General features: G+C 72.7%; 13 protein-coding genes and 2 riboswitches. Of the genes, 6 read left to right on the top strand and 7 right to left on the bottom strand.

Features of this window, described 5'->3' with window-relative positions; translation table 11 throughout:
- The first annotated feature begins 43 nt into the window (after window positions 1-43).
- Window positions 44-760 carry a peptidoglycan editing factor PgeF gene (pgeF, locus tag C4U03_RS06195; protein ID WP_103936662.1) on the top strand — a complete coding sequence of 239 codons (717 nt, stop codon included), beginning with the start codon at window positions 44-46 and terminating at the stop codon, window positions 758-760.
- Window positions 761-799: 39 nt separating this feature from the next.
- On the top strand, window positions 800-1,603 hold the full coding sequence (locus C4U03_RS06190) for a maleylpyruvate isomerase family mycothiol-dependent enzyme (RefSeq protein WP_103936661.1): 804 nt from the start codon (window positions 800-802) through the stop codon (window positions 1,601-1,603).
- A gap of 87 nt (window positions 1,604-1,690) precedes the next feature.
- Here C4U03_RS06190 and C4U03_RS06185 read toward each other — a convergent pair whose 3' ends face one another.
- The 5 genes from C4U03_RS06185 to C4U03_RS06165 all read right to left on the bottom strand — a co-directional run bounded on the left by C4U03_RS06185 (window position 1,691) and on the right by C4U03_RS06165 (window position 6,874).
- Window positions 1,691-3,064, bottom strand: a complete 1,374-nt coding sequence (locus tag C4U03_RS06185; RefSeq protein WP_103936660.1) for an L-serine ammonia-lyase — start codon at window positions 3,062-3,064, stop codon at window positions 1,691-1,693.
- A gap of 224 nt (window positions 3,065-3,288) precedes the next feature.
- Complete coding sequence (locus tag C4U03_RS06180) at window positions 3,289-4,551, bottom strand: serine hydroxymethyltransferase (protein ID WP_103936659.1); 1,263 nt, start codon at window positions 4,549-4,551, stop codon at window positions 3,289-3,291.
- Window positions 4,551-4,940: a glycine cleavage system protein GcvH gene (gene gcvH, locus C4U03_RS06175; protein ID WP_103936658.1), complete on the bottom strand. Its 390-nt coding sequence runs from the start codon at window positions 4,938-4,940 to the stop codon at window positions 4,551-4,553. Before gcvH ends, C4U03_RS06180 begins: the two co-directional genes overlap by 1 nt.
- A 38-nt stretch (window positions 4,941-4,978) precedes the next feature.
- Complete coding sequence (gene gcvT / locus C4U03_RS06170; RefSeq protein WP_103936657.1) at window positions 4,979-6,079, bottom strand: glycine cleavage system aminomethyltransferase GcvT; 1,101 nt, start codon at window positions 6,077-6,079, stop codon at window positions 4,979-4,981.
- A 69-nt stretch (window positions 6,080-6,148) separates the two neighbouring features.
- Window positions 6,149-6,238: riboswitch (glycine riboswitch) on the bottom strand.
- A 4-nt stretch (window positions 6,239-6,242) separates the two neighbouring features.
- Window positions 6,243-6,339, bottom strand: a riboswitch (glycine riboswitch).
- Window positions 6,340-6,355: 16 nt separating this feature from the next.
- Complete coding sequence (locus tag C4U03_RS06165) at window positions 6,356-6,874, bottom strand: TIGR00725 family protein (protein ID WP_103936963.1); 519 nt, start codon at window positions 6,872-6,874, stop codon at window positions 6,356-6,358.
- Between the two features lie 119 nt (window positions 6,875-6,993).
- Between C4U03_RS06165 and C4U03_RS06160 the strand changes: the two genes are divergently transcribed.
- The 3 genes from C4U03_RS06160 to C4U03_RS06150 all read left to right on the top strand — a co-directional run bounded on the left by C4U03_RS06160 (window position 6,994) and on the right by C4U03_RS06150 (window position 9,881).
- Window positions 6,994-7,758: a FadR/GntR family transcriptional regulator gene (locus C4U03_RS06160; RefSeq protein WP_103936656.1), complete on the top strand. Its 765-nt coding sequence runs from the start codon at window positions 6,994-6,996 to the stop codon at window positions 7,756-7,758.
- 119 nt (window positions 7,759-7,877) lie between these two features.
- A complete protein-coding gene (locus tag C4U03_RS06155; RefSeq protein WP_103936655.1) occupies window positions 7,878-9,197 on the top strand; it encodes a M50 family metallopeptidase in 1,320 nt (439 codons plus the stop codon).
- Window positions 9,198-9,323: 126 nt separating this feature from the next.
- Window positions 9,324-9,881: a Uma2 family endonuclease gene (locus C4U03_RS06150; RefSeq protein WP_160146913.1), complete on the top strand. Its 558-nt coding sequence runs from the start codon at window positions 9,324-9,326 to the stop codon at window positions 9,879-9,881.
- Window positions 9,882-9,890: 9 nt separating this feature from the next.
- On the opposite strand, the gene C4U03_RS06145 is transcribed toward C4U03_RS06150, so the two are convergent.
- Complete coding sequence (locus C4U03_RS06145) at window positions 9,891-11,435, bottom strand: ATP-dependent DNA ligase (RefSeq protein ID WP_103936653.1); 1,545 nt, start codon at window positions 11,433-11,435, stop codon at window positions 9,891-9,893.
- Window positions 11,436-11,546: 111 nt separating this feature from the next.
- Between C4U03_RS06145 and C4U03_RS06140 the strand changes: the two genes are divergently transcribed.
- Window positions 11,547-12,302: a hypothetical protein gene (locus tag C4U03_RS06140; RefSeq protein WP_103936652.1), complete on the top strand. Its 756-nt coding sequence runs from the start codon at window positions 11,547-11,549 to the stop codon at window positions 12,300-12,302.
- A gap of 414 nt (window positions 12,303-12,716) precedes the next feature.
- Here C4U03_RS06140 and C4U03_RS06135 read toward each other — a convergent pair whose 3' ends face one another.
- Entirely contained in the window at window positions 12,717-14,243 is a 1,527-nt protein-coding gene (locus C4U03_RS06135) for an AMP-binding protein (RefSeq protein ID WP_103936651.1), read from the bottom strand.
- Window positions 14,244-14,276 lie beyond the last annotated feature (33 nt).

The raw sequence follows: 14,276 nt of genomic DNA, 5'->3' as shown, positions 1-14,276 counted from the left end.
CTCGGTCCGCAAAGCCGGTGCGCACGGACGGAGGACTCGCGGGATGCGACTGGGCGGGCGGGTGCAGGCGGCCATCACGGACCGTTCGGGCGGGGTGAGCGCCGCACCGTTCGACGGCCGTAACCTCGGCGGCGCCGTCGGCGACGACTCGGAGGCGGTCCGCCGCAACCGCGAGTCGACCGCGCGTGAACTCGGTCTCGACCCGTCCCGCGTGGTCTACATGCGGCAGGTCCACGGCGCCGAGGTGGGCTACGTCACCGAGCCGTTCGGGGACGACCCGCCGGGGCTCGACGCGGTCTTCACCGACCGGGCGGGCCTGGGCCTGGCCGTCCTGGTGGCCGATTGCGTGCCCGTCCTGCTCGCCGATCCCGCCGCCGGGCTGGTCGGCGCGGCCCACTCCGGCCGGGCGGGCACCACCCTCGGCGTCGTCCCCGCGCTGGTGGCGGCGATGGCCGGCCGCGGCGCGGACCCGTCCCGGATGTCGGCGCTGGTCGGCCCGGCCGCCTGCGGCCGGTGCTACGAGGTCCCCGCCGGGCTGCGCGAGGAGGTCGCCGCGCTGGTCCCGCAGACCCGCGCCACGACCCGGCGGGGCACGCCCGCCCTGGACCTGCGGGCCGGAGTGGAGGCCCAGCTCAAGGGGGCCGGGGTCGCCGACGTCCGGCACGACGCGCGCTGCACCCTGGAGTCGCCGGAGCTGTTCTCCTACCGCCGGGACGCGCGCACCGGCCGCTTCGCCGGCTACATCTGGCTGGAGACCTGAAGGGTTGCGTGAAACAACCGGCCGTGGGAGTCTCACCGCATGAGAGACGACATGGCCCGGAACGCGGCGGCGTGGGAGCAGACCCTGCGCTCGACGATCGCGCTGGCAGGGGACTTCGACGCGTCCCACTACGACCTGTCCACCGACTGCCCGGGCTGGACGGTCAAGGACGTCCTCTCTCACCTGATCAGTGTGGAGCGCATGCTGCTCGGCGAGGCGCTGCCCGAGCACCCGCTGCCCGACGACCTGCCGCACGTGCGCAACGACTTCGGCCGCCTGCTGGAGATCGGCGTGGATGTACGCCGTCCGGTGCCGGGCGAGCAGGTCCTCGCCGAACTCGCCGAGGTGCTCGACCTGCGGCTGGCCGCGCTGCCCGGCATCGACCCCGAACAGCCCACCACGCTGCCGACCGGCGCGACGGGCACCTACGCGCTGTTCATGGAGTTCCGCGCCTTCGACTGCTACGTCCACGAACAGGACATCCGCCGCGCCGTGAACCGGCCGGGCAACCTCGACGCCCCCGCCGCCCAGTGCGCCCGCGCCAGGCTCGCCCCCGGCCTGCCGTACGTCTTCGCCAAGAGGGCCGGCGCCCGACCCGGCCAGTCCTTGCGCCTGGAGGTCACCGGTCCCGCCGCGTTCACCGCATACATCGCCGTCGCCGAGGACGGCAAGGCCCGCGAGACCGAGCCTGTCCCCGACCCGACCGTCACCCTGCGCATGGACTGGGAGTCCTACCTCAAGCTCGCGAGCGGCCGCTGCACCCCCGAGTCGGTCGCCGTCACGACCACCGGCGACACCACCCTGGCCACCCGGATCCTGACCAACATGGCCGTCACCCCCTGAGCCGTCCGCCTCCCGGGAAAACCATGGGGAAACAGGTCGGCGGGGGTCGGTCCGCCGGTGCTGTCACAACAACCCTGGTCGCAGGGGTCAGCACTCGATGACGTTGACGGCCAGGCCGCCGCGGCTGGTCTCCTTGTACTTGTCGAGCATGTCGCGGCCGGTGTCGCGCATCGTCTTGATGGCCTTGTCGAGGGAGACGAAGTGGTGGCCGTCGCCGCGCAGCGCGATGCGGGCGGCGGTGATGGCCTTGACGGCGCCGACCGCGTTGCGCTCGATGCACGGGACCTGGACCAGGCCGCCGACCGGGTCGCAGGTCAGGCCCAGGTTGTGCTCGATGCCGATCTCGGCGGCGTTCTCCACCTGCTCGGGGGTGCCACCCAGCACCTCGGCCAGCCCGGCGGCCGCCATCGAGCAGGCCGAGCCGACCTCGCCCTGGCAGCCGACCTCGGCGCCGGAGATGGAGGCGTTCTGCTTGAACAGCACGCCGATGGCGCCCGCGGTGAGCAGGAAGCGGACCGCGCCGGAGTCGTCGGCGCCGGGCACGAACCGCTCGTAGTAGTGCAGGACGGCCGGGATGATGCCCGCTGCGCCGTTGGTGGGGGCGGTGACGATCCGGCCGCCCGCCGCGTTCTCCTCGTTGACGGCCAGGGCGAACAGAGTGACCCAGTCCATGGCGTGCAGCGGGTCGGACGGAGGCTCGCCGACCAGGCGGCGGTGCAGCCGGGGGGCGCGGCGGCGGACCTTCAGGCCGCCCGGCAGCAGGCCCTCGGTGGTGCAGCCGCGCCGCACGCAGGCGCGCATCACCTGCCACAACTCGACCAGACCGGCGTTGATCTCGGCCTCCGAGCGGCCGAAAGCCTTCTCGTTCTCCAGCATGAGCGCCGAGATCGACAGGCCGGTCTCGGCGCAGCGGGCCAGCAACTCGGCGCCCGAGTCGAAGGGGTACGGCAGTACGGTGTCGTCGGCCTTGATGCGGTCCGCGCCGGTGGCGCTCTCGTCCACCACGAAGCCGCCGCCGACCGAGTAGTAGACCCGCGAGCGCAGCTCCTCGCCGTTGGCGTCGAACGCGGTGAAGCGCATCCCGTTGGGGTGGCCCGGCAGCGACTCCCGGCGCTCGAAGACCAGGTGCTCGCCGACCGTGAAGGGCACCTCCACCCGGCCGAACAGCCGCAGGACGCCGCGCTCGCGGACGGCGGCCAGGCGGTCGGGGACGGTGTCGACGTCGACGAGCTCGGGCTTGTCGCCCTCCAGGCCGAGGATGACGGCCTTGTCGCTGCCGTGCCCCTTGCCGGTCAGGCCGAGGGAGCCGTACAGGACCGCCCGCACCGAGCCGGTCTTGTCCAGCAGCCCGTCCCGGTGCAGGCCGCGGGCGAAGCGGTGGGCGGCGGCCATCGGCCCGCCGGTGTGCGAGCTGGACGGGCCGATGCCGATCTTGAATAGGTCGAAGACGCTGATGGCCATGGCTACCTCGGCTACCTCGTTGTGGCCGGGGCCCCACGGCATCGGCCGCGAGGCGGGACGTCGTGGGGACATGGGGGCATCGTCGGAACCACGGTCCCCGCGAAGTGGCCCGCGAAACGCAGACGTCCAGGGGGAGGGCTTCGGAACGGAGACGCCTGTGGACAAGGCCCGGCCGCCGCGGCGGCCGGGCCCGGGCCGTGATCCCGCGGGATCACGGCGGCCGATCACAGGTCCGGGTACAGCGGGTGCCTGTCGGCCAGGGCGCGCACCCTGGCCGCCAGCGCGGTGGTGTCCGGCTCCGGCTGCAGGGCCAGCGCGATGACGTCGGCGACCTCGGCGAAGTCCTCGGCGGTGAAGCCCCGGGTGGCCAGCGCGGGCGTGCCCACTCGCAGCCCCGAGGTGACCATCGGCGGGCGCGGGTCGTTGGGCACCGCGTTGCGGTTGACCGTGATGCCGATGGAGTGCAGCAGGTCCTCGGCGTCCCGGCCGGTCAGCTCCGAATCGACCAGGTCGACCAGCACCAGGTGCACGTCGGTGCCGCCGGTCAGCACCCTGACGCCGGCCTTGGCGCAGTCCTCACCGGTCAGCCGCTCGGCCAGCAGCCGGGCGCCCTCCACGGTACGGGCCTGCCGCTCGCGGAACTCCTCGGACGCGGCGATCTTCAGCGCGACCGCCTTGGCGGCGATCACGTGCTCCAGCGGGCCGCCCTGCATGCCCGGGAACACCGCCGAGTTGATCTTCTTGGCGTACTCCTGACGGCACAGGATCATCCCGCCGCGCGGCCCGCCCAGCGTCTTGTGGGTGGTGGTGGTGACGATGTCGGCGTGCGGCACCGGCGAGGGGTGCAGCCCCGCCGCCACCAGCCCGGCGAAGTGCGCCATGTCCACCATCAGCAGCGCGTCCACCGAGTCGGCGATCCGCCGGAACTCGGCGAAGTCCAGCTGCCGGGGGTAGGCCGACCAGCCCGCCACGATCATCTTCGGCCGGTGCTCGACCGCCAGCGCCGCGACCTCGTCCATGTCGACGCGGCCGTCGGTGGCGCGCACGTGGTAGGGAACGAAGTTGAGCGTCTTGCCCGAGTAGTTGATGCGCATCCCGTGCGTCAGGTGACCGCCGTGCGCCAGGTCCAGGCCCAGGACGGTGTCGCCGTGCTCCAGCAGCGCGAAGTACACCGCGGTGTTGGCCTGCGCGCCCGAATGCGGCTGGACGTTGGCGTGCTCGGCGCCGAACAGCTCCCTGGCCCGGTCGATCGCCAGCTGCTCGGCGACGTCCACGTACTCGCAGCCGCCGTAGTAGCGCCGCCCGGGATAGCCCTCGGCGTACTTGTTGGTCAGCACCGAGCCCTGCGCCTCGAGCACCGACACCGGGGCGAAGTTCTCCGAGGCGATCATCTCCAGGGTGGACTGCTGGCGGCGCAGCTCGGACCGGACGGCCTCGGCCACCTCCGGGTCGACCGCCGACAGCGGGTCGTACAGGCCGAAGCTCATCAGGACTCCTCGATCAGCTTGCCGTAGGACTCGGCGTCCAGCAGGTCGCCGGGCTCGGTCTCCACCCGCACCTTGAGGATCCAGCCCTCGCCGTACGGGTCGTCGTTGATCACTTTGGGCTCGTCGATCACCGCCTGGTTGACCGCGGTGATCTCACCGGAGACCGGCGCGTAGATGTCGCTGACCGACTTGGTCGACTCGATCTCGCCGCAGGGCTCGCCGGCCTCCACCGTCTCGCCCTCGCCACGGTGCAGCTCCAGGTAGACGATCTCACCCAGCGCGTCCGCGGCGTGCGCGGTGATCCCGATGGTCACCACGCCGTCCTCGTTGCCGAGGCCCGCCACCCACTCGTGCTCTTCGCTGTAACGGAGCTGCTCTGGAACGCTCACGATTGCTCTCTTTCCCGGATACGCGCGTCTTAGGAACGTCAGGAACGCTTATAGAAGGGCAGGTCCACCACGTCGACCGGCTCGTGTCGGCCGCGGACGTCGACGGCCAGACCGGCCTCGGCGGCCCCGCTGTCGACGTAGGCCATCGCGATCGGCTTGCCCAGCGTGGGCGACGGGGCGCCGCTGGTCACGACACCGCACACGGTGCCGTCGGCCCGCACCACCTCGTACCCCTTGCGGGGCGCCCGGCGCCCCCGCGCCACCAGCCCCACGAGCGTACGGCCCGGCGGAGTGTCGGCGTAGGCGGCCAGCGCTTTCCTACCCACGAAGTCGCCCGGCTTGCCCAGCTTGACCACCCGGCCCAGCCCGGCCTCGTACGGGGTCGTCTCGGCCGTCAGCTCGTTGCCGTACAGCGGCATCCCCGCCTCCAGCCGCAGCGTGTCACGGGCCGCCAGCCCGGCCGGCAGCACACCCTCCACCAGGGCCAGCTCGTTCCACAGCCGGACGGCGTCGGCGGCGGCCACGAACAGCTCGAAGCCGTCCTCACCGGTGTAGCCGGTGCGCGCGATCAGCGCGTCCACGCCGGCGACCCGGCCGCTCAGCCACGCGTAGTACCGCAGCCCGTCCAGCGGGGCGTCGGTGAACTGGGACAGGATCGCCTGCGACTGCGGGCCCTGCAGCGCGATCAGGGCGTACTCGTCGGAGCGGTCGGCCACCTCCGCCTGGAAACCGGACGCGACACGCTCGGCCAGCGCCCGGTGCACCGTCGCGATGTTGGCGGCGTTGGCGACCACCAGGAACCGCTCCTCGGCCAGCCGGTAGACGATCAGGTCGTCCAGCACCCCGCCGTCCGGGGCGCAGATCATGGTGTAGCGGGCCCTGCCGATCGGCACCGCCGACGGCTCGCCGACCAGCGCGTAGTCCAGGCCCTGGGCGGCCTGCGGACCCTCGACGAAGATCTCGCCCATGTGGGACAGGTCGAACAGCCCGGCGCCGGTGCGGACCGCGCGGTGCTCGGCGGTCTCACTGGCGTAGCGCAGCGGCATCAGGTATCCGGCGAAGTCGACGAGGTTGGCGCCGAGCTCCCGGTGGACGTCGTACAGCGGCGTCTTCTTGGCGGTGGTGTTGTCGGCAGGCACGGGTCGGCTCCTTGTCACGGTGCGCTGGTCTCATGTTCCCACTCGCACCAGGCGTTGACGGTGCCTCCCCCTCTGTCATCGGCGCCTGAGAGTTTCACGCCCCGGGGCCGGGACGCTTTCACCTTCGGCGGGGGACGCGCGGCCCCCTCTTTCCAGAGGTCGCCTGTCCCACGCGGTCCTTGGGCCTGAGAGGTTCCGGGGAGGAGTTGCTCCTTCGGCGTCCCTCGCCGGCTGCGAGGGCGCTCTCCCGCACGGGGTCGACGGCGTGGCCTCAGGCTAGCAGTCCGCCGCGTCCCGGAAAGCGTCGTCCGTCCCGGAATCCGCATCCGGCGGAAACGCCAGCCGGACCGCCTCCGCCGGGGTGGCGGCGTGCCGGACGCCCGGTGGCTCACGGCCGTCCCGGTCGAGCACCCGCCAGCCGCCGAGCGCGACGACCGGGACCCCGCCGCGCCGCATGGCGTGGGCCACCTCCGACAGCGTCCCCCAGGAGCCGCCCACCACGATCACCGCGTCGGCGGAGTTGACGATCAGGACGTTGCGGGCCTGGCCGAGCCCGGTGGGGATGACCACCGTCAGGTCCGGGCAGGCGCCCGCGCGGTCGGCGGCCGGCAGCAGGCCCACCACCGTCCCGCCGGCGGCCCGCGCCCCGGCGGCCACCGCCGCCATGACGCCCCCCTGGCCGCCGCAGACGACCACCGCGCCGCGTCCGGCCAGCAGCCGTCCCACCTCGCGGGCCCACCGCTCCTCCTGCGGCGAGCAGTCCGCCGGCCCGCACACCGCGACCTGTACCGTCACCCGGTCCACGGTAGTTGCCCTCGCCCCAGAACCGGGTAGGGCGATGCCGGAGGTCGCGGCTGACGGGCGAGCGGTCGTAACGTTGCCCCGACGACCTCAACCAGCACCGAAGGGCGGCAATGCTGAGCGAGATCGACGACCAGGTGCAGGGCCCGCCGGAGGAAGCTGCCGGCGACCCGCTCGCCGCCGTGCTCCGCCCAGTCCGGGCCGGCAACGCGTTCGAGGAGACCGTGGAACGGCTCCTGCAGATCATCAAGCTCGGGGCGGTGGCGCACGGCGAACGGCTGCCCCCCGAACGGGAGCTGGCCCCCCGCCTCGGCGTCAGCCGCGTCACCCTGCGGGAGGCGATCCGCGCGCTCCAGCAGGAGGGGTACGTGGAGTCCCGGCGGGGCCGTTCCGGCGGCACCTTCGTGACCTACCGGACGCCCCGGCCCCGCAGCGGCGACCTGGCCCGCGTTGCCGAGGGGCAGGTCGAGCAGCTCACCGACGCGCTGACCTACCGGATGGCCGTGGAGACCGGCGCCGCCCAGCAACTGGCCTCCGCGGGGCTGACCGAGGCGCAGTCCGCCCGGCTGCGGCGGGCGCTGGCCGAGGCCAACTCCGCCGGCGAGACCGACTACCGGCGGCTGGACGCCCGGTTCCACCTGACGATCGCCGAGCTGACCGGCTCCGCCCTGCTGTCCGCCGCGTGCGCCGACGCCCGGATGCGGGTCACCGACCTGCTCAACGCCATCCCGGTGCTGCAGCGCAACATCGAGCACTCGGCCGTGCAGCACGAGGCCATCGTGGCGGCGATCCTGGTCGGCGATCCGGAGGCGGCCCGGCGCGCGGTGGTCGAGCACCTGGAGGGCACCGCCGCCCTGCTGCGCGGCTTCCTCGGCTGAGACCGTTGCCCGGAACGTTTCCGGGCCCGCCGGCGATGGACCGGACGAAACTTTCGGGGAGTCCCGCCCGGAGGACATGACATACGCTGGTGCGGATTGCGGAGATCTCCGGAGGGCCCATGGAATCGCTGATCGTGCTGGGCGGCGCGCTGCTGTTCTTCCTGCTGCTCATGCTCTCGATCGCGCTGCACGAGCTGGGGCATTTCAGCTTCGCCAAGCTGTTCGGCGTCCGGACCACCCAGTTCATGGTCGGCTTCGGGCCCACGATGTGGTCCAGGCACAAGGGCGAGACCGAGTACGGGATCAAGTGGCTGCCGTTCGGCGGCTACATCCGGATGATCGGCATGCTGCCGCCGCGCAAGGGCGACCTGCCCGGCCCGGACGGCGTGCCGATGGCCCGCACCATGCGCACCGGCCCGTTCCAGGGGCTGATCGACTCCGCCCGCGGCGCGGCGCTGGAGGAGGTCGGCCCGGGCGACGGGGACCGGGTCTTCTACGCCAAGAAGTGGTGGCAGAAGCTGCTGATCATGTTCGCCGGCCCGGCCATGAACATCATGCTGGCGGTGCTGTTCTTCGCCATCCTGATCATGGGCTTCGGGGTGGACCGCCCGCAGCCGGTGATCAGCACGGTGTCCAAGTGCACCATTCCCGCCGCCGAGGCCGGCCGCGACTGCCGGGCCGGCGAGCCGCTGACCCCCGCCGCGCAGGTGGGCCTGCGCCCCGGCGACCGCTTCGTGTCCTACGACGGCCGGCGGATCTCCGACTACGAGCAGTTGCAGAAGCTGATCCGCGGCTCCGGCGGGCGCACCGTGCCGATCGTCGTGGAGGGCGCGGACGGCGCCCGGCGCACCCTCGACGTGGCCGTCACCACCAACAAGCTGCGCGCCCTCGACGACCCCGACCGGGTCGAGACGGTCGGCTTCCTGGGCATCTCGCCGCTGGTGGAGCGGGAGCAGTTGGGGCTGGGCGCGGTCGCCGAGCACATGGGCGAGATGACCGAGCGCACCGTGGTCGCGCTGGCCCAGCTGCCGCAGCGGATGGTCGGGGTCTGGCACGCGGCGTTCGGCGGCGAGGAGCGCGACCCCGAGGGGCCGATCGGGGTGGTGGGCGCCAGCCGGATCGGCGGCGAGATCATCGCCTCCGAGCACGAGACCACCGACAAGATCGCCTGGTTCATCTCGGTGCTGGCCGCGGTCAACTTCGGCGTCGGCATGTTCAACCTGATCCCGCTGCTGCCCCTGGACGGCGGCCACATCGCCGGCGCCCTGTGGGAGGCCGTCAAGCGCGCCTTCGCCAAGCTCTTCCGCCGCCCCGACCCCGGCTACGTGGACGTCGCCAAGGCTCTGCCGATCACCTATGTGATGGCCTGCGTCATGCTCTTCATGGGCGCCCTGCTCATCTACGCCGACCTGGTCAACCCCATCCACTTCTCCGGCTGACCGCGCTCTTTCGCGATCGAGGCTCTTACCGGCGGGTATCCCGGCACAATGCCCGTGACCACCGGCCGCCGTACCCTGGATGGCGAGCGTCTTGCGAAGCCGGCGGTCCGGCGGGGAGGAGTGGGCGTGACACTGCAGATCGACCTGCCGAGCGACGGTGTCATCACGCGCGCCACGTTCGAGGGTTTGCCGGCCACGCCACGCGGATGGGCCTGGGAGCTCCGCGACGGGAGATTGGAGCTCGTCCACATGCCGGTCACGTTCTGGTACTGGCAGGTGATCATGACAGTGCTCCAGCACTGGCGGCGGCTCGGGCACGAGGTCGCCGGTGAGCAGTACGTGGCCGACAGCGGTTTCGCGCGGGGCCGGTCGGGGCGAAACAACTTCGTCGCCGACGGAGTCGTCTTCGTCGCCGGACATCGGCCCGAACCACGTGAGACGACTCACGACGCCTCGGTGATCCACCTGGTCGTCGAGGCCGTGTCGGAGCGCAGCGAGGAGAACGACGCCGTCGACAAGTTCGACGTCTACGCCAAGCTCGGCATCGAGCACTACTGGATCGTCCGCGGCGGCGCCGACATGGGAGACTCGACCGAGATCGACGGCATGGTGGCCATGCACCAGCTCAAGGACGGCGCCTACGAGGTCGTGGCCCATCGCATGCTGTCCCGTCTCGACGGCTGACCCGGCGGGTCAGTCGGGGAGGGCGGCCAGAGTGCGGACGGTGTCGATGGTGTCGGCTTCGGCGGGGGTCTTGTCGGGGCGGTAGCGCAGCACGCGGGCGAAGCGCAGGGCCAGGCCGGCCGGGTAGCGAGGGCTGCGCTGCAGGCCGTCGAAAGCGATCTCGACCACCAGCGCGGGGCGCAGGTGGACCGTCCAGGAGTCCTCGCGGACGGCCAGTTCGCGGAAGCGCTCGGTCTGCCAGGCCAGCAGCTCGTCGGTCAGGCCCTTGAAGGTCTTGCCGAGCATGACGAAGCCGCCGGTGGCCGGGTCACGGGCGCCCAGGTGCAGGTTGGACAGGTAGCCCCGGCGGCGGCCGTGGCCCCACTCGGCGGCCAGCACCACCAGGTCGAGGGTGTGGCGGGGCTTGACCTTGACCCAGCCGGCGCCGCGGCGGCCGGCGGTGTAGGGGGTGTCCAGCGACTTGACCACCACGCCCTCGTGGCCGCGCTCGACGGCGCCGGAAAAGAAGGCGGCGGCCTCCTCGGCGGAGCCGGTGACCAGACGGGGCATGCGCAGGCCGGCGGGGACGGCCTCGTCCAGGGCCTGGTAGCGCTCGGCGGCGGGACGGTCGAGCAGGTCCCGTCCGTCCAGATGGAGGGCGTCGAACAGGAAGACCGACAGCGGCACCGACTCGGGGGCGGCGGTGCCGGTGCGGGTGGCGGTGCGGGCGCCGGTGACCTGGAACGGGTGGGGGCGGCCGTCCGGGCGCAGCGCGATCAGCTCGCCGTCGAGCACCGCGTCGCGGACCGGCAGCGCGCGCAGGGCCGCCACGACCTCGGGCAGCCGGGCGGTGATGTCGTCGAGGGTACGGGTGAAGACGCCGATCCGGTCCCCGGCGATGTGGATCTGGGCGCGGACGCCGTCCAGCTTCCACTCCACGGCCACCCGCTTGCCGCCGGGTCTGCTGTCGAGTTTGGCCAGCGCCTCTGCCACGGACGGGGCGCTGGCGGCCAGCATCGGCTTGACGGGGCGGCCCACCTGGAGGGTGAACGCCTCCAACGCCTGCGCACCGCCGTCGAGGGCGGCGGTGGCCACCGGGCCGAGCGCGCCGCGCAGCATCACCGCGCGCCGGACCCGTGCGGCGGGCACCCCGGCCGCCTGGGCGACGGCGTCGGCCATGACCCCCTCCAGCGCACCCTGGCGCAACTCGCCGGCCAGCAGCCGGACCAGGAAGTCCTGCTCCCGGCGGGTGGCGCGGGCCAGCAGCGCGCCGAGCAGCGCGCGGCGTCGTGCCACCGAGCCCTTGCCCGCCACCGCGCCGATCTCGGTGAACGCCGCGTCGACCTCGGCCACGGTGAGGGAGGGCTCGGCGGCCGGGGACGGCAGGTCGCGTAGGGCGGCGTGGCCCACCCCGATCTGCCGCTGCGGAAGCTCGCCGGACAGGTAGGCCACCGCCACGGCGGCGTCGGACGGACCGGCCCGGCGCAGGCAGTCGGCCAGCAACGCGATCTTGCCCCGCCGGGCCGAGGTGTCGGCCACCGCAGCGGAGGTACGAGTGATCTCGGCGAGCAGCATCACCTCATTGTCGCCGTGAGGACCGACAGTCCGGGGCCGGGCGGCCTTGGCCGGGGTCCCCGGCTTTGCCTAGCCTTTCGGTTGGGTGCAGCCGGGAGGAGGGAGCGGGGAGTGGGCCTGCCACGGCCTCCAGGGGACTTCGACCGGATCTACTCGCCACCGGAGCCGCCGGAGACGGCACGCCGGCCGAGGCTGGTGAGGCTGCTGCTGCCGGTCATGGGCGCCGTCGCGGTGGCGGTGGCGGCGGTCTTCCTGCTGCTGCCGTCCGGCGAGGAGGAGCGCGGTGCCCCGGCGCCCCGGGCGTCCAGGGGAGGGACGCCGGCATCGGCGAACTCCTCGTCGCCGGCCCCGTCGTCGGCGGGCCCGATCTACACCGCGCTGCCGCCGGCCTGCCGGAGCGTGTCGGCGGAGACCGTCCGGCGGCTGGTGCCACGGGCGGAGCGGACCTCCAGCGGCAACACGACGTTCGGCTACTGCGGATTCGGCTCGCCCCCCTCGGCCGAGGCGAAGGACCGCTGGCTGCAGATCGACAGCCGGCTCTACCCGGCGGCGGGCGCGGTCACGCCGGTCGACAGCGCCCGGCGGCACTTCGACATCAAGTGGGCGCTGGCCGGCAAGGCCACCGAGGAGCGGACGGTGACGCTGGAGCGGCAGAGCGGGCTGGGGGAGCAGGCCTACCGCTGGTTCAAGGTCGACCGGCAGCGGCCGCTGGCGATCGGGGAGGTCGCGGTGCGCAGCCGCAACGTGGTGATAACGGTGAGTTACAGCGAACGGACGGTCGGTGCGGAGCCCTCGGCGGCGCAGCGGCAGCGGTGCCTGACAGAGGCCACCGCGGTGGCCCGAGAAGTGCTGGAGAGCCTCCCTTAAGGCATTTGCCCCCTGGACCCGGCCGAATCCGGTATGTGACCGGTGATTCACCCTTAGAGTACTGCGGTAAATGCGGGTGTAAGCCGATTCCCGGGGGGTATCGGTCCGGCGTCGGGCATGGGCACAGGGGAGGTTCATGCCCAGGAGGAGGAGGCGCACGACGTGGCCGCGCGACCGGGTGGGGTGTCCTGGGTCTAGACCCTGCGATCACCTCGGCAGAGGAATGCACAGCACACCATGATGAGTCCGCCGGGCGGGGGTCGCCCGGCGGACTTGTCGTCACTGCACCCTCACCTTTTCGCCGCCCGGCCGCGGGAATGACCGAACCGGCATCGGGGCACCGCCCGGAATGGTGTCAACCCGCATATCGGTCAAGCTTTCTCGGCGGAACCGGTCGCCGCGCGGGACCGGGGGTCAGATGCGCCGTCCGGTGCCCGCCCAGTACGGCTCGCGCAGCCTGCGCTTGAACAGCTTGCCGGAGTCCTCCCGGGGCAGCGACCGCTCGAAGACCACCACCTTGGGCACCTTGTAGCCGGCCAGTTCCGCCCGGACGTGGTCACGGACCGTGTCGGCGGTCAGCCCGGCCGCCGGGTCGGCCGCCACGTGCGCGGCCAGCGCCTCGCCCATCTCGTCGTCGGGAACGCCGAACACCGCCACGTCCTCGACCCCGTCCAGGCCCAGCAGGCACGCCTCGATCTCGGCCGGGTAGACGTTGACCCCGCCGGAGATCACCATGTCGCCGGCCCGGTCGCACAGGAACAGGTAGCCGTCCTCGGTCAGGTATCCCACGTCGCCGACCGTCAGATAGCCGTCGCGTTCGATGCCGCGCCGCTTGGCGTCGTCACCGAGGTAGGTGAAGTCGGTCCAGAACGACGGCGGCCGCAGATAGACCTCGCCGGGCTCGCCGGGAGGCAGCCGCCTGCCCTCGGAGTCCAGGATTCGCACGTCGCAGTCCCACATCGCGCGGCCCACGGTGCCGGGATGGGCCAGCCACTCGGCCGAGTCGCAGGCGGTGACGATGCCGGTCTCCGAGCCGCCGTAGTACTCGCGCAGGATCGGCCCCCACCAGTCGATCATGGCCTGCTTGACGTCCACCGGGCACGGCGCGGCGGCGTGCACCACGGCCTTGAGCGAGGACAGGTCGTACCTGGTACGCACCTTCTCGGGCAGCCGCAGCAGCCGCACGAACATGGTCGGCACCATCTGGATGTGCTCGATCCGGTTGCGCTCGACGGTGCGTAGCAGGTCCTCGGGGTCGAACTTCGGCATGATCGTCAGGTCGATGCCCGCCCGGGCGGCCAGCAGCGCGTGGGTGTTCGGGGCGGTGTGGTACAGCGGCGCCGGGATCAGCGTGCGCATCCCGGGATCCAGCCCGAAGACCTCCAGGATCCCCAGGGCCATCCGGAGCCCGGCCTCCGGGGTGGTGGTCCCGCGCCGGATCCCCTTGGGCTTGCCGGTGGTGCCGGAGGTGTAGATGACGCTCGCCGGGGCCTGTCCCGCCGCCTCCCGCCACGGCTCGTTGCCCTCGATCAGCTCCTCCAGCGTCGGATGGCGGCGGGTCACCCCGTTGGGGGGCAGCCCGTAGGCGGCGGTCAGCTCGCCCGGCACCCGCACCTCGACCAGCGGGACACCGGCCGGCAGCGACTGTTCCACCCTCGGCACCAGGTCGGTGTGCGCGAACACCGCCCGGGCGCCGCTGTCGGTGAGCAGATGGTCCAGCTCGCCGCCCCGCCAGTGCCAGTTGACCGGGACGGGCAGCGCCCCCAGCAGTTGCGCCGCCTCGGTGGCCTCCAGGAAGGCCGGCTCGTTGCGGAGCACGAGGGCGACCCGGTCACCGGGCCCTACGCCGAGCGCGTCCAGCCCGGCGGCGATGCGCGTCGCCCGCGCGTGCAGCTCGTCGTAGGTCCGCTTCCGGTCACCGAAACGCACGCCTGTCGCCATGCCAGCGATCCTCCGCCGTGGGTGTTGTCCGCG

This window comes from Thermomonospora echinospora (assembly GCF_900108175.1).
GTDB classification, from domain to species: Bacteria; Actinomycetota; Actinomycetes; order Streptosporangiales; family Streptosporangiaceae; genus Thermomonospora; species Thermomonospora echinospora.
Note: the sequence above shows the minus strand (reverse complement) of the source record. Positions and strands in the feature narration are given on the sequence as shown.